This window comes from Streptomyces prunicolor NBRC 13075, assembly GCF_000367365.1.
Taxonomy (GTDB): Bacteria; Actinomycetota; Actinomycetes; order Streptomycetales; family Streptomycetaceae; genus Streptomyces; species Streptomyces prunicolor.
The window spans coordinates 211,404-234,114 of the sequence record NZ_BARF01000050.1 but is presented as its reverse complement, the minus strand read 5'-3'; the positions used below and the strand labels follow the sequence as shown (position 1 = coordinate 234,114).

Genomic DNA, 22,711 nt, shown 5'->3' with positions numbered 1-22,711 from the left:
CCCTTGAGGGGTTAAGGCTCCCAGTAGACGACTGGGTTGATAGGCCGGATCTGGAAGGCGGGTAACCGCTGGAGGTGACCGGTACTAATAGGCCGAGGGCTTGTCCTCAGTTGCTCGCGTCCACTGTGTTAGTTCTGAGACAACGAACAGTTGTCGGCTAGAGCTTGAACCACACAACAGAAAAGTGTGCTTGTTCGCTCGAAACCATTAGGGTTTCGGTGGTCATAGCGTGAGGGAAACGCCCGGTTACATTTCGAACCCGGAAGCTAAGCCTTACAGCGCCGATGGTACTGCAGGGGGGACCCTGTGGGAGAGTAGGACGCCGCCGAACAATATTTGGAGGACCCCTGGTCCCAGCGTTCACGCTGGAATCAGGGGTCCTTTTGTTTTTCCAGAAACTTTCAGAAACACAGTCCGGAGCGCGCCGAGTAGCTGGCTGCGCGAGAATGACTTGCGGTACCGAAGACAGGAGTCACCGATGTCCACCAACTCTCCCGAGGACCGACCGGAGCGCGACGAGCGGCGACGGGACAGTGGTGACCGCGGCGACCGTGGCGGGTACCGCGGAGGCCCGAGCCGTAGCAACGATCGAGGAAACGACCGCGGCGGCAGCGGCAGCGGAAGCAGCGATCGCGGTGGCTACGGCCGTCGTGACGACAACCGTGGTGGCGCCCCGCGCCGCGACGACCGCGGCAGTGGCGGTGCCGGTAGTGGTGGTGCCGGTAGTGGTGGCGATGGCGATCGCGGTGGTTTCCGTGGGCGTGACGACCGTTCCGCAGGCCCGCGTCGCGATGACCGTCCGTCCGGCCCGCGTCGTGATGACCGTGGTGGCGAGCGCGGAGGACGTCCCGCAGGCGGAGGGTTCCGGCGGGACGACAACCGCGGTGAGCGCCCCGCGTTCCGGCGTGATGACCGAAGCGACAACCGTGGCGGCGAGCGTCGCGACGACAACCGTGGCGATCGCGGTGGTTTCCGGCGCGACGACAGCCGGAGCGAGCGTCCGCCGTTCCGTCGGGACGACAACCGCGGTGGCGGTGGTGGTTTCCGGCGCGACGACAATCGCAGTGAGCGTCCGCCGTTCCGTCGTGATGACCGAAGCGACAACCGGGGCGAGCGTCCTGCCTTCCGGCGTGACGACGACCGCGGTGACCGTGGCAGTTACCCCCGCCGTGACGACCGTCGCGATGACCGCCGTAGCGACAGCCGTGGCAGTGACGATCGCGGTGGCTACCGTGGTCGTGACGACCGTTCCGCGGCTCCGCGTCGTGACGACCGGCCCGCCGGCCCCCGTCGCGATGACCGCGGCGGCGATCGTCCGGCCTTCCGTCGCGACGACAGCCGTGGTGAGCGTCCGCCGTTCCGGCGTGATGACCGTAGCGACAACCGGGGTGGCGAGCGTCCGCCCTTCCGTCGTGATGACCGTAGGGACGATCGTCGTGACGGTGACCGTCCTGCCTTCCGGCGGGACGACAACCGCGGTGACCGGGGCAGCTACCCCCGTCGTGACGACCGTCCGTCCGGGCCGCGTCGTGATGACCGTGGTGGTGAGCGTCCGGCCTTCCGCCGGGATGACAACCGTGGTGAGCGGCCTCCGTTCCGCCGTGACGACCGCAGCGACAACCGGGGCGAGCGTCCCGCCTTCCGGCGTGACGACGACCGCGGTGACCGTGGTGGCTTCCGTGGGCGTGACGACCGTTCCGCAGGCCCGCGTCGGGATGACCGGCCCGCCGGTCCCCGTCGTGACGACCGCCCGTCCGGTCCCCGTCGCGATGACCGTGGTGGCGAGCGCGGAGGACGTCCCGCAGGCGGAGGGTTCCGTCGGGATGACAGCAGGGGTGAGCGGCCGGCGTTCCGCCGTGACGACGACAGGCGTGGTGGTGGCCGGTTCCGTGACGAGCGGGAGCGTGACCGCGACCGTGAGCCGATCAAGCGGCTGCCGATCCCCGAGGACGTCACGGGCGAGGAGATCGACAAGGACGTACGGCAGGAGTTGATGAGTCTGCCGAAGGGGCTCGCGGAGGACGTGGCGAAGAACCTGGTGATGGTCGCCCGGCTCATCGACGAGGACCCCGAGGGCGCCTACGCCTACTCCAAGATCGCCCTGCGACTGGCGTCGCGCGTCGCCGCCGTACGTGAGGCGGCCGGGTTCGCCGCGTACGCGAACCAGAAGTACAGCGAGGCGCTGGCCGAGTTCCGGGCCGCGCGGCGGATGACCGGCAGCGTGGATCTGTGGCCGGTGATGGCCGACTGCGAGCGTGGGCTCGGGCGGCCCGAGAAGGCGCTGGACATGGCCGGGGCCCCCGAGGTGCACAAGCTCGACAAGGCCGGGCAGGTCGAGATGCGGCTCGTCGCGGCCGGTGCCCGACGTGACATGGACCAGCTCGACGCGGCCATCGTCACGTTGCAGAGCCCCGAGCTGGCCTCGAACACCGTGCAGCCGTGGACCGCGCGCCTGCGGTACGCCTACGCCGACGCTCTCCTCGCCGCCGGGCGTGAGGACGAGGCGCGGGAGTGGTTCGTCAAGGCCGTGGAGTCCGACAAGGACGACAGCACGGACGCGTCGGACCGCCTCGCCGCGATGGACGGTGTCGAGTTCGTCGACGCGTTCGTCGAGGACGAGGACGAGGACGACAGCGACACCGTCGTCGTGATGGACGCTGAGACCGAGGTCGATGACGAGGTCGAGGTCGAGCCTCGGGACGACGTCTCCGTAGTCGACGAGTTGGACGACGAGGACGAGGACGACGACGTCGAGGACGGCATCGAGGACGACGGGATCGAGGTCGAAGCTGGCGCCGAGAGTGCGGAAGACGTCGTCAAGGAAGATGTCCTTCTTAAAGAAGACGACGACAAGAACTGACCTACGTCAGTGAAGTGACAAGGGCGGGACCCAGCACCCTGGGGTCCCGCCCTTTCGCGTCTTCGGAGTCGGTCGCGGCGTCTCAGATGTCCAGCGCGCGCAGCACCAGCCCCGACGCCGGTTTCGGGCCGAAGGACGTCGACTTGCGGGGCATCGTGACGCCCTGGCGGGCCAGGTCGCGTACGACCTCCTCACGGACGGGGTGCATCAACACGGCTGTACCGCCGTCGCGTTCGGCCTTGCGGACCGTGGCGGCGGTGTCGTGGATGTAGGCGATGCGGGCCGGGTCGTCCTCGGGGATGAGCCAGACGTGGTCCAGGAGGGTGGCGTGCAGGACCGTGGCGTCCAGGGTGCGCCAGGCCGTGGGGCGGTCGGCCGGGATCGTACGGGCCAGGAGGTCCGGGTCCGGGCGGTCGACCAGGTGGAAGGCGCCGTCGCCCGCGAGGAGGAACGCGTTGCCCGCGCAGGCCGCGTCGGCCAGGGCCTCCAGGGCTTCCGGGAGGGGCACTTCCAGGTGTTGGACGCGGAACAGGCCGTCGAGGGCCGTCAGGGCGTCGGACACCGGGACGCCGTGCAGGAGGCGGTGGATCGCGCGGACGCGGAGTGGGTAGCGGGCCGTGTCGACGAGGAGGACCAGGCCGTAGTCCCAGGGGCTGGGGGAGGGGTGCTCCGCGCGTAGACGTCGGTACGTCGCCCAGCGGTGGTGGCCGTCGGCGATCAGGGCCTGGTGCTGGGCGAGGTCCGACTGGATGCGGGCCAGGTCGGTGGGGTCGGTGACCGACCAGAGGCGGTGGCTGTAGCCGTCCTCCGTAGTCGTCGACAGGAGCGCGGGGTGCTCGGCGATGCGCTCGACCACCGTCGTCGTGTCGGCCGGTGAGCCGTTGCCCCGGTACGTCAGGAGCAGGGGTTCCAGGTTCGCGGAGGTGGCGCGCATGAGGGCCGCGCGGTCCGCGACCACATGCGGCATGACGTCCTCGTGCGGCAGGACCACGCCCTCCGAGGGGTCCGACAGGCGCAGGGCGCCGATGACGCCGCGCTGCAACAGGCCGTTGCCGTCGCGCTGTTCGTAGACGTACAGGCCGGGCTCGGGGTCGGTGGTGAGGACTCCCTCGGAGAGCCAGCGGCGCAGGGTGTCCGCGGCCTGTTCGTTGCGGGCGCTCGGGGTGACGGCCTGCGGGAGGATCAGCCGGACGATGTTGTGCGGGTCGGAGTCCTGGAGGTGGTGCAGGCCGTCGGGGCGTACGACCACGTCGTACGGTGGGGACGTCACGGCGGCCAGGCTGCCGACCAGGTCGGGGTCGTAGCGAAGGCCTCGGAACGGGGTGAGTTCCAGGCCTCGGCGCTCCGTTGCTTCCGAGTGACCTGCGGTGTTCATCCCGGCATCGTACGTGTGTCAGTGGCATGCGGGATGATCGGGTGAAAGCGATCGAACGAGGAGCGATGTGGAATGAGCCAGAGCGTCAGGACGAGCCCCGACGGCAGTGCCCGGGCCCTGAGCGAGGCGTACGACACGGCGCTGCTCGACCTCGACGGGGTGGTGTACGCGGGGGGCAACGCGATCGCTCACGCGGTCGACTCGCTCGCCACCGCCCGCGCGGGCGGGATGCGGCTCGCCTACGTCACCAACAACGCGCTGCGGACGCCGGACGCGGTGGCCGAGCATCTCACCGAGCTGGGGATACCGACCGGTGCCGACGACGTCATCACCTCCGCGCAGGCCGTCGCCCGGCTGATCAGCGAGCAGGTGCCGGCGGGCTCCCGGGTGCTGGTGATCGGCGGGGAGGGGCTGCGGGTCGCGCTGCGCGAGCGCGGACTTGAGCCTGTCGACTCGGCGGAGGACGAACCGGTGGCGGTCGTGCAGGGGTACGGCGGCCCGGACCTGGCGTGGGGGCGGTTCGCGGAGGCCTGTTACGCCATCGCGCGCGGGGTGCCGTGGTTCGCGTCCAACACCGACCTCACCATCCCGAGCGCGCGCGGCATCGCACCGGGCAACGGCGCGGCGGTCGAGGTCGTACGGATAGCGACCGGGGCCGAGCCGCAGGTGGCGGGGAAGCCGTTGCCGCCCATGCACAAGGAGACGATTCTGCGGACCGGCGCCGAGCGGCCGTTGGTCGTGGGGGACCGGCTGGACACGGACATCGAGGGGGCGTTCAACGGGGAGGTCGATTCGCTGCTCGTCCTGACCGGTGTGACCGACGGCGCGCAGCTCCTCGCCGCGCCGCCGCAGCACCGGCCGACGTACGTCGACGCCGATCTGCGGGGCATGCTCACCGGGCAGCCCGAGGTCACCGAGGCCGGAGACGGCTTCCGGTGCGGTGGCTGGACCGCGACGGCGGGCCGCGACCGGCTGGAACTCGACGGTGAGGGTGAGCCCTTGGACGGGCTCCGGGCGCTCTGCGCGGCGGCCTGGACGGCGGCGGGGGACGGTTCCTGCGCGCTGGACGGGGAGAAGGCGCTGGCGCGACTGGGTCTGTGACCTGAGGGAGCCGGGACGCGGCCTCCAGATCGCATGCGAGGGTAGGCTAACCTAACTACGTGTTGGTCGACAGTCCCCCAGAACAGCGCGCGGAGACCGCCCCCGCGCCCCCAACCCGCCGGGCGATACGTGTCCTTGGGCTCTTCGCCTCCGTGGCGCTCCTGGTGCTCGTGGCCCTGGCGAGCATCGCGATCGGCGCGAAATCGCTGCCGTTGGGGGATGTGTGGCACGGCCTGTTCCATGACTCGGGGACGTACGCGGACGTCGTGGTCGACGACCGGATCTCCCGTACGGTCCTCGGGTTGCTCGCCGGTGCCGCGCTCGGCCTCTCCGGAGCCGTCCTCCAGGCGCTCACCCGCAACCCCCTCGCGGACCCCGGCCTGCTCGGCATCAACGCCGGCGCCTCCGCCGCTGTCGTCACCGCCATCACCTACTTCGGTGTCACGTCTCTGAGCGGCTACGTCTGGTTCGCCTTCGCGGGCGCCGCCGTCGTCGGGGCGCTGGTCTGGTTCCTCGGCGGCAGCCGGGGTGCCACACCCGTGCGCCTCGCACTCGCCGGTACCGCGATCAGCGCCGCGCTCTACGGCTATCTCCAGGCCGTCATGATCATGGACGACGCGGCGCTCTCCAAGATGCGCTTCTGGACGGTCGGTTCGCTCGCCTCGGCCACCGGATCGACGATCACGCAGGTCGCGCCGTTCTTCGCGGTCGGCACGGTCGTCGCCCTGCTGCTCGCCCGGCCGCTGAACGCGGTCGCGATGGGCGACGACACCGCCCGCGCCCTCGGCGCCAACCTCAACCGGACCCGCGCGCTCGCCATGCTCTCCGCGACCGTGCTGTGCGGGGCGGCGACCGCCGCCTGTGGGCCGATCGTCTTCGTCGGCCTGATGGTGCCGCACGTGGTGCGCTCGTTCACCGGGCCCGACCTGCGCTGGATCCTGCCGTACGCCACGATCCTGTCGCCCGTGCTGCTGCTCGGCGCGGACGTTCTCGGGCGGATGATCGCGCGGCCCGCGGAGCTCCAGGTCGGCATCGTCACCGCGGTCATCGGCGGTCCGGTCTTCATTTATCTCGTACGACGGCGGAGGACGGCCCAGCTGTGACGGCCACATCAACTCAGGCTCTCCGTACGCGAGCTGTACGGACCGGCGGCCTCTCCCTCCGCCTCGACCTCCGTGCCTTCACGGTCGTCGTCCTTCTCCTGGTCTGCGCGCTCGCCGCGAGCGTCGTGCTGATCGGTACCGGGGACTTCCCGATCCCGGCCGGTGATGTGCTCAAGACGCTGTTCGGGGGCGGTGACGCGGGTCAGGAGTTCATCGTCAACGAGCTGCGGCTGCCGCGCGTCCTCGTCGGGTTGCTTGTCGGTGCCGCGCTCGGGCTCGGCGGAGCGCTGTTCCAGTCCATCTCCCGCAATCCGCTGGGCAGTCCGGACGTGCTCGGCCTCTCGCAGGGGTCGACGGCCGGGGCGCTCGTCATGATCGTGCTGTTCTCCGGCAGCGCGACCGCCGTCACCCTCGGGGCGCTCGTCGGCGGTCTGGTCACCGGGCTCGCGATCTATCTGCTCGCCTGGAAGCAGGGGGTGCACGGGTACCGGCTCGTCCTCGTCGGCATCGGCGTCTCCGCCGTCGTCACCGCCGTCAACGGCTATCTGATCACCAAGGCCGACCTCGTCGACGCGGCCCGCGCGGTCGTCTGGATGACCGGCTCCCTCAACGGCCGTGACTGGACCCAGGTCTGGCCGCTCCTCGCGCTCTGCGCCGTACTGCTGCCGCTGGTCCTCGCCAACGCGCGCGGGCTGCGGATGATGGAGATGGGCGACGACGTGTCGTACGCCCTCGGAGTGCGCGTCGAGCGCGTACGGCTACTGCTGATGGTGGCCGCCGTACTGCTCACCTCGGCCGCGACCGCCGCCGCCGGACCGGTCGGCTTCGTGGCGCTCACGGCGCCGCAGCTCGCCCGGCGCCTGACCCGTTCGCCGGGTCCGAACCTGGTGCCCTCGCTGTGCATGGGCGCCACTCTGCTGGTCACCGCCGACTGGGCCTCCCAACGGGCGTTCGGCGCCGACCAGTTGCCCGTGGGCGTGGTCACCGGAGTCCTCGGCGGGGTCTACCTGCTGTGGCTCCTGGTCACCGAGCGCAAGGCGGGCCGGATATGAGCGACCAGGGCAACCAGAACGACCAGAGCGGCCTCAGCAGCGGGCTGAACAATCGAAGGAGCACCGTGAACCGCCTGTCCGCCGAGAACGTCACCCTCGCCTACGACCAGCGCGTCATCGCACGCGAGCTGTCGGTGGAGATACCCGACAACTCCTTCACGGTGATCGTCGGCCCGAACGCGTGCGGCAAGTCCACGCTGCTGCGCGCCCTGTCGCGGATGCTGAAGCCGAACGAGGGCCGGGTGCTGCTCGACGGCCAGGTCATCCAGTCGATGCCGGCGAAGAAGGTCGCCCGCACCCTGGGCCTGCTCCCGCAGTCGTCCATCGCGCCCGACGGGATCACGGTCGGCGACCTCGTGGGCCGCGGCCGGTACCCGCACCAGGGCATCCTGCGCCAGTGGTCCCAGGAGGACGAGCGGGTCGTACAGGAGTCGATGGCGCAGACCGGAGTCGCCGAGCTCGCCGATCGCTATGTCGACGAACTGTCCGGCGGACAGCGGCAGCGCGTGTGGATCGCGATGGCGCTCGCCCAGCAGACGCCCCTGCTGCTGCTCGACGAGCCGACCACCTACCTGGACATCCAGCACCAGATCGACGTCCTCGACCTCTGCGCCGAGCTGCACGAGGAGCAGGGCCGCACGCTGGTCGCGGTGCTGCACGACCTCAACCACGCCGCCCGGTACGCCACCCACCTCATCGCGCTGCGGGAGGGCGCGGTCATCGCGCAGGGCGCGCCGAGCGACATCGTCACGGCCGAACTGGTCGAGGAGGTCTTCGGGCTGCGCTGCCAGGTCATCGACGACCCGGAGACGGGGACGCCGCTGGTGGTGCCGGCGGCGCGCAAGGCACGTACGGCACAGGCGCGGACCGACCACCGGAAGGTGGCCGCCACAAAAGCTCCCTGAGGCGACTACAGAAGCTTCCTGAGGCGGAACAGGTCGAACACGTTGGCCTCCAGCTTCACCCGGCCCGAGCCCCAGGCCTTCGCGAAGTTCAGGCCGCCGTCGACCATGGCGACCAGGTCGTCGCCCGCCATGATCAGCCTGATCTGGGCCTTCTCCGCCGGAAGGCCCTGCACGGTCTCGTCCACCACGATGCGGCCGCCGGTGAGCCGGCCGACGAAGGTGACGTCGAGGTCGGTGATCCGGCAGCTGACCGAACGGTCCATGGCCGCGGCGGCGCGGACATCCCCATCGGCCTTCTGCATGTTGTCCGAGAGCTTCTCGAGTGCGACGCGGCACTCTTCGATCGTTGCCATCGTGATCGACGGTACCCCAGGCCTACGAGGTAGCGTCTGGGCATGAGCGACTCATTGCCCGAGGCCGAGGTCGGGGCCGTAGCGGAGGGTGTTCCGGCGGGCGTTCCGGAGGCCGTCGTGGAGGCGGAGCCCACGGACGACCCGGCCGCCCCCGCGCCCCTGAACGTGGACCGCACGCCGAGCGGCAACGCCGACGTCGACGCCCAGCTCGGGCGGCTTGCCGACACCGACCACCTCGCCACGGACGGGCATGTCGAGGTGTACGAGGATGTACACCGGGGGCTGCGCGACGCGCTCACCGCGCTCGACGCCCGCCCGGGACCTCCGGCGCCCCCATCGCCGTACGGAAACTAGGAGCTGAACCGAACGTGGCAGGAGTGGCACGCCGACGTCTCGACGCCGAGCTGGTCCGACGGAAGCTCGCGCGGTCGCGGGAGCACGCGAGCCAGTTGATCGCCGCCGGCCGGGTCACCGTCGGCAAGACCGTCGCGACCAAGCCCGCCACCCAGGTGGAGACGGCGGCGGCCATCGTCGTCGTAGCGGATGACGACGACCCCGACTACGTCTCGCGGGGCGGCCACAAGCTCGCGGGCGCGCTGGAGGTCTTCGTACCGCAGGGTCTCGTCGTCGAGGGACGGCGGGCGCTGGACGCCGGCGCGTCCACCGGAGGCTTCACCGATGTGCTGCTGCGGGCGGGTGCCACGCAGGTCGTGGCGGTCGACGTCGGGTACGGACAACTCGCGTGGTCTCTTCAGAGCGATGAACGCGTCACCGTCAAGGACCGTACGAACGTACGCGAGTTGACGCTTGAAGCGATCGATGGGGAGCCTGTGGATCTAGTCGTGGGGGATCTGTCCTTCATCCCGCTCGGGCTGGTGCTGCCCGCCCTGGCGCGGTGCACGAAGCCGGACGCGGACCTGGTGATGATGGTCAAGCCGCAGTTCGAGGTGGGGAAGGAACGGCTGGGGAGCGGCGGTGTCGTACGCAGCCCCGAACTCCGGGCCGAGGCCGTACGCGGTGTCGCCCGGCGGGCCGCGGAACTGGGGCTCGGGGTGGAGGGCGTCACCGCCAGCCCGCTGCCCGGGCCCTCCGGGAATGTCGAGTACTTTCTGTGGCTGCGGGCCGGCGCACCCGAACTTGACCCGGCCGATGTTGACCGTGCAGTGGCGGAGGGGCCGCGTTGACACAGAACCGAGCTCGTACTGTTTTCCTGCTCGCGCACACGGGTCGCCCTGCGGCCATCCGGAGTGCCGAGCTGGTCGTCAAGGGGCTGCTCCAGTCCGGTATCGGAGTGCGTGTCCTGGAGTACGAGGCACGCGACCTGCCGCTCCCGGACGAGGTGGAGACGGTCACCGAGGCCACCCCGCAGTGCCTTGAGGGCTGCGAGCTGCTCATCGTCCTCGGTGGCGACGGCACGCTGCTGCGCGGCGCGGAGTTCGCGCGGGCGTCCGGGGTGCCGATGCTCGGCGTCAACCTCGGCAGCGTGGGGTTCCTCGCGGAGGCGGAGCGGGACGATCTCGACAAGGTCGTGGACCGGGTGGTCACGCGGGCGTACGAGGTCGAGGAGCGGATGACCGTCGATGTCGTCGTGCACAAGAACGGCAACATCGTGCATACGGACTGGGCGCTGAACGAGGCGGCGGTGCAGAAGGCCGGCGCGGAGAAGTTGCTCGAAGTCGTGCTGGAGATCGACGGGCGGCCGGTCACGGGGTTCGGGTGTGACGGGATCGTTTGTGCGACGCCCACCGGGTCTACCGCGTACGCCTTCTCCGCGGGTGGGCCTGTGGTGTGGCCTGAGGTCGAGGCGTTGCTGATGGTGCCGATCAGTGCGCATGCGTTGTTCGCGAAGCCGTTGGTTACGTCGCCGGATTCTGTGCTGGCCGTTGAGGTGTTGCCGCATATCCCCCCGGGGGTTTTGTGGTGTGACGGGCGGCGGACTGTTGAGTTGCCTGCCGGGGCTCGGGTTGAGGTTCGGCGAGGGGCTGTGCCTGTGCGGCTGGCTCGGCTGCACCATGCGTCGTTCACGGATCGGCTTGTTGCGAAGTTCGCTCTGCCTGTTTCGGGGTGGCGGGGGGCTCCTCAGTAGTGCGGGTGCGTGGGGGCGACCAGCCCCCACGCCCCTAAAAACAGGTGGGGACACTCCCCCGGGTGACAGGGCGCCTCGCGCTTCTCCCTCCCTACCTCGTAAGGTCTTCACCGTGCTGGAAGAGATGCGGATACGGTCGCTCGGAGTCATCGACGATGCTGTCGTCGAACTGTCGCCGGGGTTCACCGCTGTCACGGGTGAGACCGGTGCGGGTAAGACCATGGTCGTCACCAGCCTTGGGCTGTTGCTGGGTGGGCGGGCTGACCCGGCGTTGGTGCGGATCGGGGCGAAGAACGCGGTCGTGGAGGGGCGGATCTCCGTGCCTCCCGGCGGCTCCGCCGTGCTGCGCGCCGAGGAGGCCGGTGCCGAGCTGGAGGACGGGACGCTGCTCATCAGCCGTACCGTTTCCGCCGAAGGGCGCTCCCGGGCGCACCTGGGCGGGCGGTCCGTGCCTGTGGGGGTGCTCGCGGAGCTGGCCGACGAGCTGGTCGCCGTGCACGGGCAGACCGACCAACAGGGGCTGTTGAAGCAGTCCCGGCAGCGGCAGGCGCTCGACCGGTATGCCGGGGACGCCGTCACCGGGCCGCTCACCAAGTACGCGGAGGCTTACCGGCGGCTGCGCGCGGTCGCCGTCGAGCTGGACGAGATCACCACGCGCGCGCGTGAACGGGCCCAGGAAGCCGACATGTTGCGCTACGGCCTGGACGAGATCGCGGGCGTCGAGCCGCGTCCCGGTGAGGACGTCGAACTCGCCGCCGAGGCCGAACGGCTCGGCCACGCCGAGGCGTTGGCGTCCGCCGCCACGGTCGCGCACGCCGCGCTCGCCGGCAACCCCGAGGACCCCGAGGGCATCGACGCGGCGACCCTCGTCGCGGGTGCGCAGCGGGCCCTGGAGGCCGTACGGTCGCACGACTCCGAACTGGCCTCGCTCACCGACCGGATCGGTGAGATCGGCATCCTTCTGGGCGATGTGGCGGGGGAGTTGGCGGGGTACGCCGACGACCTGGACGCCGATCCGCTGCGGCTGGCCGCGGTCGAGGAGCGCCGGGCCGCCCTCAACGCGCTCACCCGGAAGTACGGCGCTGACATCACCGCCGTGCTCGCGTACGCCGAGCAGGGTGCCTCCCGGCTCACCGAACTCGACGGCGACGACGAGCGCATCGACGAACTGACCGCCGAGCGGGACGCGCTGCGCGGTGAACTGGGCGGCCTCGCCCAGGCGTTGACCGACGCGCGGACGGAGGCCGCCGAGCGCTTCGCCGCGGCGGTGACCGCGGAGTTGGCCTCCCTCGCGATGCCGCACGCGCGCGTGTCGTTCGAGATCCGGCAGACCGAGGACCCGGAGGGCGTCGAGGTCGGCGGGCGCGCGGTCGCCTACGGCCCCTCGGGCGTCGACGAGGTCGAGTTGCTCCTCGCCCCGCACCCCGGCGCTCCGCCGCGGCCCATCGCCAAGGGCGCGTCCGGCGGTGAGCTGTCGCGCGTGATGCTCGCCGTGGAGGTCGTGTTCGCCGGGACCGACCCCGTCCCGACCTACCTCTTCGACGAGGTCGACGCCGGCGTCGGCGGCAAGGCGGCGGTCGAGATCGGCCGGCGCCTCGCGAAGCTCGCGAAGACCGCGCAGGTCGTCGTCGTCACGCACCTGCCCCAGGTCGCCGCCTTCGCCGACCGGCAGTTGCTGGTCGAGAAGACCAACGACGGGTCCGTCACCCGCTCCGGCGTGAAGGTCCTCGAAGGCGAGGACCGCGTACGGGAGTTGTCCCGGATGCTGGCCGGCCAGGAGGACTCGGAGACGGCGCGGGCGCATGCGGAGGAGTTGCTGGCGACGGCGCGGGCGGACGGATAGCAGGCCGCTTCGTAGGGGTGCCGTTGCCCGTTCCGGTATGAGGGTTCTCGAAGGCGAGGACGGTGTACGGGAGTTGTCCCGGATGCCGGCCGGCCCGGAGGGCTCGGAGACGGCCCGGGCGGACGACTGACGGGCCGTTCCGTAGGGGTGCGGGGTGGTGCTCCGTAGAGTGGCCGGATGACCGTACGCACCTCTCGCACCGCCTCCTTCGGCCTCGCCGCGGCCGTCACCCGCTCGACCCTGGTCGCCTTGCGCGCCAAGGGACTTGGTGATGGTTGGGAGCGGAAGAACCACGCCGGCCGGACCGTCGACCTGTACGCGGCCCCGGCCACCGTCGCCGGAGCCGCCCTCGCCGCCGCGCGCGTCCGCCCGGCCGCCGGGTTCGCGGTTCTCGTGGCGGGCGTCTGCGGTGGTTACGACGATGTCGTCGGCGCGGGCGATCCCCGGCGCGGGTTCCGGGCACATCTCTCCGCGCTCCGGGAGGGTGAAGTCACCAGCGGGGCGGTCAAGTTGTTCGGCATTTCGGCCGCTGGACTCGTCGCCGGGGCGCTGCTCAAGGAGCGGCCTCTCGACAAGGTGCTCGCGGGGGTCGTGATCGCCGGTGCGGCGCACTTCGTCAACCTCGTGGACCTACGCCCCGGTCGGGCCGCCGGTACCGTACTCGCCCTCGCCGCACCGGGGTTGGTGCGCCAGGGTCCCGGCGCGGAACTGGCCGCCGCCACGATCGGTGCCGCCGGTGCGGTGCTCCCGGACGACCTCGGCGAGCGGACGATGCTCGGCGACACGGGGGCACACGCCTTGGGCGCGGCACTCGGCGCGGCCGTCGTCGCCGGCAACGGGCGGGCGGGGCTGGTGGCGCATGCCGCCGCTGTGGTGGCTGCGGCGGTCTACGGAGACCGGGTGAGCGCGCTGGCGCGGGCGTTGTGAGGGGGCGGTGAGGTGAGGTGAGCTGTGGGTGGGCGGCGGGCTCGGGTGGTGTGTGAGCGGGCCTTCTTGGACGGGGCGGGCTTGGGTGGTCTGTGAGCGGGCCTTCTTGGACGGGGCGGGCTTGGGTGGTCTGTGAGCGGGCCTTCTTGGACGGGGCAGGCTTGGGTGGTCTGTGAGCGTGCTCCCTGGGACGCGGCCCGCTGCACCCCTCCCGCCTCATCCACCACAGACCCCCCTCCCCCTCACTCGTACGGGTGATCCCCGCGCCCCTGTTGCCCTTCCGCACAGCCCCCACACCTTCCGGCGTTGCCGGAACACCCGTACGTGCTGGCATCCTTGAGACGGAACGCGTAGGAAGCGTGCGGTACACCCCCTCCGCCCGATCCTTCTGTACTTTTCTTCGTGACCGCCCGTCGCCGAACCAGGAGCCCCGGCCACGTGACCCCCGTGAGCAGCCACTCACCGCACGGCCAGTCGCCGCTGCGCACCGTGCAGGTGCTCGGCGGAGGCAACGCCGCCAGTAGCGCGCATGTGCGCTCCCTGGCCTCCGGGCTCGTCGCACGGGGCGTGCGGGTGACGGTGTGCGCCCCCGTCGAAGCCGATCACACCTACGACTTCACGGGCGCCGGTGCCGAACACGTGCACGTGCCGCGCAGCAGCGACCCGGCCTCCGTCGCCGCGCTGCGGGCGGCCTGCGCCGACGCCGACCTGGTCCACGCGCACGGCCTGCACGCCTCCTTCCGCGCCGTCCTCGCGCTCAGTGGTCGCCGTACCCCGCTCGTCGTGACGTGGCACAACCGCGCCCATGCCGAAGGGGCCCGGGCACACCTGCTGCGGCTGCTGGAGCGGCGGGTCGTGAAGGCCGCCGTCGTCGTCCTCGGGACCACGTCCGATCTGGTCGACAGGGCTCGGCGGACCGGCGCCCGGGACGCCCGTCTCGCCGCCGTCGCACTGCCGGGGCCGCGCCGGGCCGTCGCGGACCATGAAGATCTCGATCCGCTGAGCCCCAAGCTCCGGGCCGAACTCGGCGCCACCGACCGCCCGTTGCTCCTCGCCGTCGGCTCGCTCGACCGGCAGCGGGGCTACGACACGCTCCTGGACGCCTCGCGCGGCTGGTGCCGTCTCGATCCGGCGCCGTTGCTCGTGATCGCGGGGGAGGGGCCGCTGCGGGGCGAGTTGCAGCGCCGGATCGAGGACGAGGAACTGCCGGTGCGGCTCATCGGACGGCGCGACGATGTCGGCGACCTGCTCGCCGCCGCCGATCTCGCACTCCTGCCCAGCAGTTGGGAGTCCCGCTCGGTGATCGCCCAGGAAGCCCTCCACGCCCGCGTGCCGCTCGTCGCGACCGCCGTCGGCGGCATCCCCGAACTCGTCGGCGACGCCGCCGAACTCGTGCCCTACGGCGACGCCAAGGCCCTCGCCGACGCCGTCACCGGACTGCTGCGCGACCCCGAACGCCGGGAACTGCTGCGGGAGAAGGGCGCCCGACAGGCGGCCACTTGGCCCACCGAGGACGAGACCGTCGCCCAAGTGCTGAGCGTCTACGACGAGTTGACCCAGCCGCTGCCGTTCACCTGAGAAACGGCTCCTCAGGGGACGAGCCTGCGGGCCCGTAGCGCCAGGCTCAACGCCAGTACCGTCTGCGGGTCTTCGAGGTCCGTGCCGAGCAACTCCCCGATGCGGGCGAGCCTGTTGTAGAGGGTCTGCCGGTTGAGGTGCAGCTCGCGGGCGGTCTCCGCCTTGCGGCCCGCATGGGCCAAGTACGTTTCCAGGGTGGGCAGTAGCGGCGGCTTGGAGCGGTTGTCGTGGTCGCGGAGCGGGCCGATCGCGCGGTCCACGAAGGCCGCCAGGTCGGGATGGTCGCGCAGGCGCCACAGCAGCAGCTCGATGTCCAGGCGCCGGGCGTCGTACCAGGGTTGGTCGGTCAGGCCCTGTGCAGCCGTCGCCGTATCGGCCGCGTGTCGCAGCCCCGCCGACGCCGCCGCCCAGCCGCCGGCCACCCCGACGACCACGATCGGCGGCTGTGCGCCCGGGCGTTGCATGCCGGCCCGCTCGACTCCCGCTCGCAGCGCCGCCGCCACTCGATCCGCGACCGCCGATCGCTCCGACTCCGAGCGCAGGCCGAGGAGGAGTGGGACGCGGCCCTCGACCGGTCGTACGCCCAGCAGGACCGGGACGCCCACCGAGGCCAGTTCCTCGGCGACCGCGCGGGCCAGGACCGCCCAGCCGCCGCCGGGGGCGGCCAGGGCGTCGCCCAGCCGCATCACCACGGGCAGCAGCGGGCTGGTGCCGGGCTTGAAGCCCAGTACGCGGGCCTGTGCCGGGGCGTCCTCGGCGGCGATGCGGCCCTCGGCGAGGTCGGTGAGGAAGTCGCCGCGTCCGCGTGCCGCCAGCTCCTCCTCCTGGCGGGCCTGCATCAGCACCACGGCCAGGATGTCGGCGGCCCGTTCGGCGGCGATGCGGTGCACGGGGGCGAGCGGCCCCCGTACGGGAAGCAGGACGATCCGCGCCCGCACCGAACCCGTACCGGGACCGCCGCCGGGCACCTCCACGATCACCGAACCGGCGGGCGGCGAGGCGTCCTTGTGCTGGCCGCGCAGCCCCTCCCACACCTGGAGCGGGTCGGCGCCCTCAGGTCCTGACCCTGCCGCGTACAGGAGTTGGCCGTCCGGGGTCTCCAGGAAGACCGGGTTGCCGCTGAAGTCGGCCAGGATGCCCAGGACTTGGGGGATCCCGCCGCCGCCGAGCAAGGCCTCCGTGCAGCGGCGGTGGACCTCCTCGGCCTGCTGGAGCAGCGCGTAGTGGCCGTTGACGATCTCGGTGTGGATCTCCTCGGTGACCGCGACGAACGGCACCTCGCGGTGCAGCTGGACGAGGGGGAGGCCGGTCGCGCGAGCCGTCTCGACCAAGGTGGCGGGGAGACGGTCGAAGCGCGGGCCGAGTTCGACGACCAGGGCCGCGATGCCTCGCTCGGCGAGGGTGCGGACGAACGCGCGTTGCTCCGCCGGGCGCGTGCCGAGGCCGTAGCCCGTGGTCAGGAGGAGTTCGCCGCCCTTGAGGAGGGAGGCGATGTTCGGGACCTCGCCCGCGTGCACCCAGCGCACGGTCCGCTGGAGCCGGTCGGCGCCCGCCAGGATCTCCGGCAGCCCACTGCGCAGCCCGGGCAGCTCCAGCGCCCGCTGAACGGTGATGCCGGCGCCCTGGCTGTCGAATGTGCTGTCCGTACGGCTGTCCATGCAGCGGACGGTACCTGCGCGGATGCCCTCTGCACATCTCGGCCTAGGCCGGCCCGATGTTGTGGTTGAAGCGGAAAACGTTGTCGGGGTCGTACTCCCGCTTCACCGCCGCGAGCCGCCGGGTGTTCTCGGCGCCCAGGCCCGCCGTCACCCGGTCGGTGCCCTCGTCGCCGATGAAGTTGAGGTAGGCCGCGCCGGTGCTCCATGGCTGGACCCGGGCTTGGACGTCCCTGACCCACGCGATACAGCGTTCGTCGTCCGCCGGGTCCTCCCACATGCCGAAGGGGTGCACGGCCCAGGGCGCGTTCCGGAACGGCAGCGGGTACTCGGCGGGTCCGGACGCGATCGCGCCGCCCTGCGGGAACAGCACGTGCTGGGTGCCTGTGGGGACCGGCATGCTCTCGCCGAGGGCGCAGAAGACGTCCGTGAACTCGTCGGGCGCGCCCGTCAGATACTCGGCCGACCAGTAGTTCCGCATACCCGGCGGATCGTCGAACATCGTCTGGAACATGGCGTAGGGCAGGGCGGTGACGATCTCGATCTCGTGCGGCAGGGCCAGCAGCGGCTGGGCGAGCTTGCGCATGTCCTCCTCGGCGCCGACGTAGGTGATCAGCGCGCCGCACAGCCGCTTGCCGACCAGGTGCTCGGGGACGAACTCCTCGGGCGGGGCGGTCAGATAGATGACTCCGCCGCTCGCCTCCTGCGGGCAGGTCCCGATGATCTCGCGGTAGGTGCGGACGACGTCGGGGCCGTGCTCGGGCTCGTACATCACCATGGCGATGGAGAATTCGGGCAGCTCGTGCAGTCTCAGGGTGAGCGCGGTGGCGATGCCGAAGTTTCCGCCGCCGCCGTGCAGGGCCCAGAAGAGTTCCGGGTTCTCCTCGGCGCTCGCGTGGACCACGGTCGCATCGGCGGTCACCAGGTCGACGCCGAGCAGGTTGTCGGCGGCGAGACCGAAGGCGCGGTCCAGCCAGCCGGTGCCGCCGCCCAGGACGAAGCCGCCGACACCGGTGGTGGAGACCCGGCCGCCGGTGGTGGCGAGACCGTGTTCCTGGGTCGCGCCGTCCAGTTCACTCATGGTGGCCCCGCCGGCGATCCGTACGGCCCGGGCCGCGGGATGGACCGTGACCTCGCGCATGTGGCGCAGGTCCACGACGAGCGCCCCGTCGCCCAGTGCCATGCCCGCGACGCTGTGGCCGCCGCCGCGCACCGCGATCGGCAGGTCCAGTTCGCGCCCGAAGCGCACGGCCCGTACGACATCGGCCTCGTCCACGCACTGGGCGATCACGGCGGGACGCCGGTCGATCATCGCGTTGTAGACGACTCGGGCGTCGTCGTAACCCTGATCCCCCGGGGCGAACACGTCGCCGACCAGATCCTCGCGCAACGCGGTCAGAGCCGCGCTCGCCGTCGAGAGGGAAGCCATGGCCGCCCCCCTTTCAGAAAAGGGGCTTTTGTCCGCTCCCAGCCTAGGCCGGTGACGTACGGCGGTCGCGCTGGGCCGCCGCACGTCACCAAGCCGTAAGGATCGGCCGGGCGTCAGCTCTTCGCGGTGTCGTCGCCCGTCTGCCCGGCGGCCTCGGCTGCCTTCTCGCGCATCTTGCGCACGAGTTCCGCCTTCTGGTCGGCCGCGCCCTGGCGGTCGAGGTTGCGGTGCGGACCGTGGTTCTGCCGTTCGGCGCGGGACTGCTTCTTGCGCTTGCCGCCGCCCTGGCCCACGGGGTTGTTGATGTTCTTGCTGACGGTCATGATTCTCCCGGTAGTGATGTCAAGTGGTCCGCGGATTCATCACCCCGGCGCCGGTGTCAGCCGCCGTAGGCCCCTGAAGCCGTCAGCCGCAGCGCCGTGTCGATCAGGGGGACGTGGCTGAAGGCCTGCGGGAAGTTGCCGACCTGGCGTTGCAGGCGCGGGTCCCACTCCTCGGCGAGGAGGCCCAGGTCGTTGCGGAGCGACAGGAGCTTCTCGAAGAGCTTGCGGGCCTCGTCGACCCGGCCGATCATCGCGAGGTCGTCCGCCATCCAGAACGAGCAGGCCAGGAACGCGCCCTCGTCGCCGGGGAGGCCGTCGACGCCCTCGTCCGTGCCCGAGGTGGGGTAGCGCAGGATGAAGCCGTCCGGCGTGGACAGCTCGCGCTGGATCGCCTCGATCGTGCCGATCACGCGCTTGTCGTCCGGGGGCAGGAAGCCCATCTGCGGGATGAGCAGCAGCGAGGCATCCAGCTCCTTCGAGCCGTACGACTGCGTGAAGGTGTTGCGCTCCTTGTCGTAGCCGCGCTCGCACACGTCCCGGTGGATGTCGTCGCGCAGTTCGCGCCACTTCTCCAGCGGGCCGTCCGCGTCGCCCGACTCGATCAGCTTGATCGTGCGGTCGACCGCGACCCAGGCCATCACCTTCGAGTGCACGAAGTGGCGGCGCGGGCCGCGCACCTCCCAGATGCCCTCGTCGGGCTCGTCCCAGTGCTTCTCCAGGTAGCGGATCAGCTTCAGCTGGAGGAGGGAGGCGTAGTCGTTGCGGGCCAGGCCCGTCATGTGGGCCAGGTGCAGGGCCTCGGTGACCTCGCCGTAGACGTCCAGCTGGAGCTGGTGCGCGGCGCCGTTGCCGACCCGGACCGGGCCCGAGTTCTCGTAGCCCGGCAGCCAGTCCAGCTCCGCCTCGCCGAGCTCGCGCTCGCCGGCGATGCCGTACATGATCTGCAGGTTCTCCGGGTCGCCGGCGACGGCGCGCAGGAGCCACTCGCGCCAGGCGCGGGCCTCCTCGCGGTAGCCGGTGCGCAGGAGCGAGGAGAGGGTGATGGCCGCGTCGCGGAGCCAGGTGTAGCGGTAGTCCCAGTTGCGGACGCCGCCGATCTCCTCCGGGAGGGAGGTGGTGGGTGCGGCGACGATGCCGCCCGTGGGGGCGTAGGTCAGCGCCTTCAGCGTGATCAGGGAGCGGACCACCGCCTCGCGGTACGGGCCGTGGTACGTGCACTGGTCGACCCAGTCGCGCCAGAAGTCCTCCGTGGCCTCCAGCGACTGCTCCGGCTCGGGGAGCGCGGGCGGCTGCTTGTGCGAGGGCTCCCACGAGATCGTGAACGCGATGCGGTCACCCGGCGCGACCGTGAAGTCGGCGTACGTCGTGAGCTGCTTGCCGTAGGTCTCCGCCGATGTGTCGAACCACACGGAGTCGGGGCCCGCGACGGCGACCGTGCGGCCCTCGTGCTTGTGCACCCAGGGGACGACCCGGCCGTAGGAGAAACGCATCCGGAGGGCCGAGCGCATCGGGACGCGGCCGGAGATGCCCTCCACGATGCGGATCAGCTGGGGGGCGCCGTCGCGAGGGGGCATGAAATCGGTCACGCGGACCGTGCCTCGCGGGGTGTCCCACTCGGATTCCAGGATCAGCGAGTCGCCGCGGTAGCCGCGCCGGGCCGCCATGGGCGGCGGCGCGTCGGCGGCATGGGCCGGGCCCAGCCGCCAGAAGCCGTGTTCCTCGGTGCCGAGCAGACCGGCGAAGATGGCATGGGAGTCGAATCGGGGCAGGCAGAGCCAGTCCACCGTCCCGTCCCGGCAGACCAGGGCAGCGGTCTGCATGTCTCCGATGAGTGCGTAATCTTCGATGCGCCCGGCCACGTGCAACTCCAGTCGAACGGCCACGTCGCCCCACGAAAAAGGGGCGGTCGCTGTGTGCGGTCAAGGGATCGTTTGTAGTGCGTCGTTGAGGCATGAAGCAAATGACGGTCGTTGCTCAACGAACTGACGAGCTCTCGTTGTTCCGGGATATACGGGCGGGGGTGGTGCCGTGTTCCGGACCGGCTCGGCAGCGAGTGTCCGAGCAGGATACGACGCACGTAGATGATCTGTGTGCCGCTCTCGCCAACGGACCTGGGCCGAACGGGTGAGCACCCGGTGAGAAGCAGGTAACCAGGGCGCGTCTGTGTCGACGGGAGGCCTGTTCATGTCGATGCAGGTCGCGTCCGTGTCGAGGCGGGCGCGGAGCGTGGCCGGAAGCCATCCCCTCCGGGCGCTGATACCCTGGTAGCCCGTGGACCGGTGGGCAAGAAACCCCCGAACCGCAGCGACGGCGCCTCCAGAAAAACCCGGGTTCTCCGGGCGGGCAGCCGCACCGCACCCCAGACCGCGACCACGGGAGCCCCCTCTTGGCCATGCCGCCCGCTACGTTTCGAAATAGCACAGCCCGAAACAGCAGCACCACGACGACCAAGCACATCTTCGTCACCGGGGGTGTCGCCTCCTCACTCGGCAAGGGCCTCACCGCCTCCAGCCTCGGCATGCTCCTCAAGGCGCGGGGCCTGCGCGTCGTGATGCAGAAGCTCGACCCGTACCTGAACGTCGACCCCGGCACGATGAACCCCTTCCAGCACGGTGAGGTGTTCGTCACCAACGACGGCGCCGAGACCGACCTCGACATCGGCCACTACGAGCGCTTCCTCGACCGCGACCTGGACGGCAGCGCCAACGTCACCACCGGCCAGGTCTACTCGACGGTGATCGCCAAGGAGCGGCGCGGCGAGTACCTGGGCGACACCGTGCAGGTCATCCCGCACATCACCAACGAGATCAAGCACCGCATCCGGCGGATGGCGACCGACGAGGTCGACGTCGTCATCACCGAGGTCGGCGGCACGGTCGGCGACATCGAGTCGCTGCCCTTCCTGGAGACGGTCCGCCAGGTCCGCCACGAGGTCGGCCGGGACAACGTGTTCGTGGTCCACATCTCGCTCCTGCCGTACATCGGCCCCTCGGGCGAGTTGAAGACCAAGCCGACCCAGCACTCGGTCGCGGCCCTGCGCAACATCGGCATCCAGCCCGACGCCATCGTGCTGCGCTCCGACCGCGAGGTGCCGACCGCGATCAAGCGCAAGATCTCGCTGATGTGCGACGTCGACGAGGCCGCCGTGGTGGCCTGCCCCGACGCCCGCTCGATCTACGACATCCCCAAGACCGTGCACAGCGAGGGCCTGGACGCCTATGTCGTCCGCAAGCTGGACCTCCCGTTCCGGGACGTGGACTGGACGACCTGGGACGACCTGCTCGACCGGGTCCACAACCCGCTGCACGAGATCAACCTCGCGCTGGTCGGCAAGTACATCGACCTGCCCGACGCCTACCTCTCGGTCACCGAGGCGCTGCGCGCCGGCGGGTTCGCCAACAAGGCCCGCGTGAAGATCAAGTGGGTCACCTCGGACGACTGCAAGACCCCGGCGGGCGCCGCCAAGCAGCTCGGTGACGTGGACGCGATCTGCATCCCCGGCGGCTTCGGCGACCGCGGTGTCTCCGGCAAGGTCGGCGCCATCCAGTACGCCCGCGAGCACAAGATCCCGCTGCTCGGCCTCTGCCTGGGCCTCCAGTGCATCGTGATCGAGGCCGCGCGCAACCTCGCCGACATCGCGGACGCCAACTCCACCGAGTTCGACCCGGCCACCGGCCACCCGGTCATCTCCACCATGGCCGAGCAGCTCGACATCGTCGCCGGCGAGGGCGACATGGGCGGCACCATGCGCCTGGGCATGTACCCGGCCAAGCTCGCCGAGGGCTCCATCGTGCGCGAGGTCTACGACGGCAAGGAGTACGTCGAGGAGCGCCACCGCCACCGCTACGAGGTGAACAACGCCTACCGCGCGGAGCTGGAGAAGAAGGCCGGACTGCAGTTCTCCGGCACGTCTCCGGACGGCAAGCTCGTGGAGTACGTGGAGTACCCGCGCGAGACGCACCCCTACCTCGTCGCGACCCAGGCCCACCCCGAGCTGCGCTCCCGCCCGACCCGGCCGCACCCGCTCTTCGCGGGCCTGGTCAAGGCGGCTGTGGAACGCAAGACGGGCAAGTAGTACGAAGGTTGTACGGTGACCGGGGTGCGCGCCTTCAAAAGGTGTG

The 22,711-nt window shown here is 70.9% G+C and carries 18 protein-coding genes, 2 rRNA genes and 1 pseudogene; 15 read left to right on the top strand and 6 right to left on the bottom strand.

What is annotated here, in order from left to right; genetic code table 11:
- The 4 genes and pseudogenes from SPR02S_RS22975 to SPR02S_RS56150 all read left to right on the top strand — a co-directional run.
- Nucleotides 1-108, top strand: a 23S ribosomal RNA gene (locus SPR02S_RS22975); the annotation flags it as partial.
- A gap of 106 nt (nt 109-214) precedes the next feature.
- Nucleotides 215-331: ribosomal RNA gene (gene rrf, locus SPR02S_RS22970) — 5S ribosomal RNA — on the top strand.
- A 147-nt stretch (nt 332-478) separates the two neighbouring features.
- A pseudogene (locus tag SPR02S_RS65975) lies at nt 479-1,882 on the top strand (hypothetical protein); the annotation flags it as partial.
- A gap of 111 nt (nt 1,883-1,993) precedes the next feature.
- Nucleotides 1,994-2,860, top strand: coding sequence for a tetratricopeptide repeat protein (locus SPR02S_RS56150; RefSeq protein ID WP_019059346.1), 867 nt, complete (start codon nt 1,994-1,996; stop codon nt 2,858-2,860).
- A gap of 82 nt (nt 2,861-2,942) precedes the next feature.
- Here the strand turns inward: SPR02S_RS56150 and SPR02S_RS22955 are convergent, their stop codons facing one another.
- Nucleotides 2,943-4,235 carry a DUF1015 domain-containing protein gene (locus SPR02S_RS22955; RefSeq protein ID WP_019059345.1) on the bottom strand — a complete coding sequence of 431 codons (1,293 nt, stop codon included), beginning with the start codon at nt 4,233-4,235 and terminating at the stop codon, nt 2,943-2,945.
- A 72-nt stretch (nt 4,236-4,307) separates the two neighbouring features.
- Between SPR02S_RS22955 and SPR02S_RS22950 the strand changes: the two genes are divergently transcribed.
- The 4 genes from SPR02S_RS22950 to SPR02S_RS22935 are packed head-to-tail and all read left to right on the top strand — an operon-like array spanning nt 4,308 to nt 8,396.
- Entirely contained in the window at nt 4,308-5,336 is a 1,029-nt protein-coding gene (locus SPR02S_RS22950) for an HAD hydrolase-like protein (protein WP_019059344.1), read from the top strand.
- 59 nt (nt 5,337-5,395) lie between these two features.
- Complete coding sequence (locus SPR02S_RS22945; protein ID WP_026150800.1) at nt 5,396-6,439, top strand: FecCD family ABC transporter permease; 1,044 nt, start codon at nt 5,396-5,398, stop codon at nt 6,437-6,439.
- On the top strand, nt 6,436-7,491 hold the full coding sequence (locus SPR02S_RS22940) for a FecCD family ABC transporter permease (protein ID WP_019059342.1): 1,056 nt from the start codon (nt 6,436-6,438) through the stop codon (nt 7,489-7,491). Before SPR02S_RS22945 ends, SPR02S_RS22940 begins: the two co-directional genes overlap by 4 nt.
- On the top strand, nt 7,488-8,396 hold the full coding sequence (locus tag SPR02S_RS22935) for an ABC transporter ATP-binding protein (RefSeq protein ID WP_019059341.1): 909 nt from the start codon (nt 7,488-7,490) through the stop codon (nt 8,394-8,396). The genes SPR02S_RS22940 and SPR02S_RS22935 overlap by 4 nt, the downstream gene beginning before the upstream one ends.
- A 5-nt stretch (nt 8,397-8,401) precedes the next feature.
- Here the strand turns inward: SPR02S_RS22935 and SPR02S_RS22930 are convergent, their stop codons facing one another.
- A complete protein-coding gene (locus tag SPR02S_RS22930; protein ID WP_019059340.1) occupies nt 8,402-8,749 on the bottom strand; it encodes an SCP2 sterol-binding domain-containing protein in 348 nt (115 codons plus the stop codon).
- A gap of 42 nt (nt 8,750-8,791) precedes the next feature.
- Here SPR02S_RS22930 and SPR02S_RS22925 point away from each other — a divergent pair, with 42 nt between their 5' ends.
- The 6 genes from SPR02S_RS22925 to SPR02S_RS22900 all read left to right on the top strand — a co-directional run bounded on the left by SPR02S_RS22925 (nt 8,792) and on the right by SPR02S_RS22900 (nt 15,183).
- Nucleotides 8,792-9,103 (top strand): hypothetical protein, encoded by a 312-nt coding sequence (locus SPR02S_RS22925; RefSeq protein ID WP_026150799.1) that lies wholly within the window; start codon nt 8,792-8,794, stop codon nt 9,101-9,103.
- A gap of 14 nt (nt 9,104-9,117) precedes the next feature.
- Nucleotides 9,118-9,933: a TlyA family RNA methyltransferase gene (locus SPR02S_RS22920; protein WP_026150798.1), complete on the top strand. Its 816-nt coding sequence runs from the start codon at nt 9,118-9,120 to the stop codon at nt 9,931-9,933.
- Nucleotides 9,930-10,835, top strand: coding sequence for an NAD kinase (locus SPR02S_RS22915; protein ID WP_019059337.1), 906 nt, complete (start codon nt 9,930-9,932; stop codon nt 10,833-10,835). The genes SPR02S_RS22920 and SPR02S_RS22915 overlap by 4 nt, the downstream gene beginning before the upstream one ends.
- Before the next feature lie 124 nt (nt 10,836-10,959).
- Nucleotides 10,960-12,678, top strand: a complete 1,719-nt coding sequence (gene recN, locus SPR02S_RS22910) for a DNA repair protein RecN (RefSeq protein ID WP_043258436.1) — start codon at nt 10,960-10,962, stop codon at nt 12,676-12,678.
- Between the two features lie 177 nt (nt 12,679-12,855).
- The gene (locus tag SPR02S_RS22905) at nt 12,856-13,605 is read left to right on the top strand and encodes a hypothetical protein (RefSeq protein ID WP_019059335.1); all 750 of its coding nucleotides are present in this window, start codon (nt 12,856-12,858) and stop codon (nt 13,603-13,605) included.
- 438 nt (nt 13,606-14,043) lie between these two features.
- Nucleotides 14,044-15,183, top strand: a complete 1,140-nt coding sequence (locus tag SPR02S_RS22900) for a glycosyltransferase family 4 protein (RefSeq protein WP_019059334.1) — start codon at nt 14,044-14,046, stop codon at nt 15,181-15,183.
- Nucleotides 15,184-15,194: 11 nt separating this feature from the next.
- Here the strand turns inward: SPR02S_RS22900 and SPR02S_RS22895 are convergent, their stop codons facing one another.
- The 4 genes from SPR02S_RS22895 to SPR02S_RS22880 form a co-directional block, all read right to left on the bottom strand.
- Complete coding sequence (locus tag SPR02S_RS22895; protein ID WP_019059333.1) at nt 15,195-16,841, bottom strand: PucR family transcriptional regulator; 1,647 nt, start codon at nt 16,839-16,841, stop codon at nt 15,195-15,197.
- 43 nt (nt 16,842-16,884) lie between these two features.
- Nucleotides 16,885-18,267, bottom strand: coding sequence for an FAD-binding oxidoreductase (locus SPR02S_RS22890; RefSeq protein WP_019059332.1), 1,383 nt, complete (start codon nt 18,265-18,267; stop codon nt 16,885-16,887).
- A gap of 113 nt (nt 18,268-18,380) precedes the next feature.
- Nucleotides 18,381-18,590, bottom strand: a complete 210-nt coding sequence (locus tag SPR02S_RS22885) for a DUF6243 family protein (protein WP_019059331.1) — start codon at nt 18,588-18,590, stop codon at nt 18,381-18,383.
- A gap of 56 nt (nt 18,591-18,646) precedes the next feature.
- Nucleotides 18,647-20,449, bottom strand: a complete 1,803-nt coding sequence (locus SPR02S_RS22880) for a glycoside hydrolase family 15 protein (protein ID WP_019059330.1) — start codon at nt 20,447-20,449, stop codon at nt 18,647-18,649.
- A gap of 533 nt (nt 20,450-20,982) precedes the next feature.
- On the opposite strand from SPR02S_RS22880, the gene pyrG reads away from it, so the two are divergent.
- Nucleotides 20,983-22,665, top strand: coding sequence for a CTP synthase (pyrG, locus tag SPR02S_RS22875; protein ID WP_019059329.1), 1,683 nt, complete (start codon nt 20,983-20,985; stop codon nt 22,663-22,665).
- The last annotated feature ends 46 nt before the right edge of the window (nt 22,666-22,711 follow it).

Excerpts from the sequence above, each read along its gene's own strand:
- SPR02S_RS22895 (WP_019059333.1), bottom strand. The coding sequence starts at position 16,841 with ATGGACAGCCGTACGGACAGCACATTCGACAGCCAGGGCGCCGGCATC.
- SPR02S_RS56150 (WP_019059346.1), top strand. The coding sequence starts at position 1,994 with ATGAGTCTGCCGAAGGGGCTCGCGGAGGACGTGGCGAAGAACCTGGTG.
- SPR02S_RS22905 (WP_019059335.1), top strand. The coding sequence starts at position 12,856 with ATGACCGTACGCACCTCTCGCACCGCCTCCTTCGGCCTCGCCGCGGCC.
- pyrG (WP_019059329.1), top strand. The coding sequence starts at position 20,983 with ATGCCGCCCGCTACGTTTCGAAATAGCACAGCCCGAAACAGCAGCACC.
- SPR02S_RS22890 (WP_019059332.1), bottom strand. The coding sequence starts at position 18,267 with ATGGCTTCCCTCTCGACGGCGAGCGCGGCTCTGACCGCGTTGCGCGAG.
- SPR02S_RS22950 (WP_019059344.1), top strand. The coding sequence starts at position 4,308 with ATGAGCCAGAGCGTCAGGACGAGCCCCGACGGCAGTGCCCGGGCCCTG.
- recN (WP_043258436.1), top strand. The coding sequence starts at position 10,960 with ATGCGGATACGGTCGCTCGGAGTCATCGACGATGCTGTCGTCGAACTG.
- SPR02S_RS22955 (WP_019059345.1), bottom strand. The coding sequence starts at position 4,235 with ATGAACACCGCAGGTCACTCGGAAGCAACGGAGCGCCGAGGCCTGGAA.
- SPR02S_RS22935 (WP_019059341.1), top strand. The coding sequence starts at position 7,488 with ATGAGCGACCAGGGCAACCAGAACGACCAGAGCGGCCTCAGCAGCGGG.
- SPR02S_RS22930 (WP_019059340.1), bottom strand. The coding sequence starts at position 8,749 with ATGGCAACGATCGAAGAGTGCCGCGTCGCACTCGAGAAGCTCTCGGAC.
- SPR02S_RS22925 (WP_026150799.1), top strand. The coding sequence starts at position 8,792 with ATGAGCGACTCATTGCCCGAGGCCGAGGTCGGGGCCGTAGCGGAGGGT.
- SPR02S_RS22885 (WP_019059331.1), bottom strand. The coding sequence starts at position 18,590 with ATGACCGTCAGCAAGAACATCAACAACCCCGTGGGCCAGGGCGGCGGC.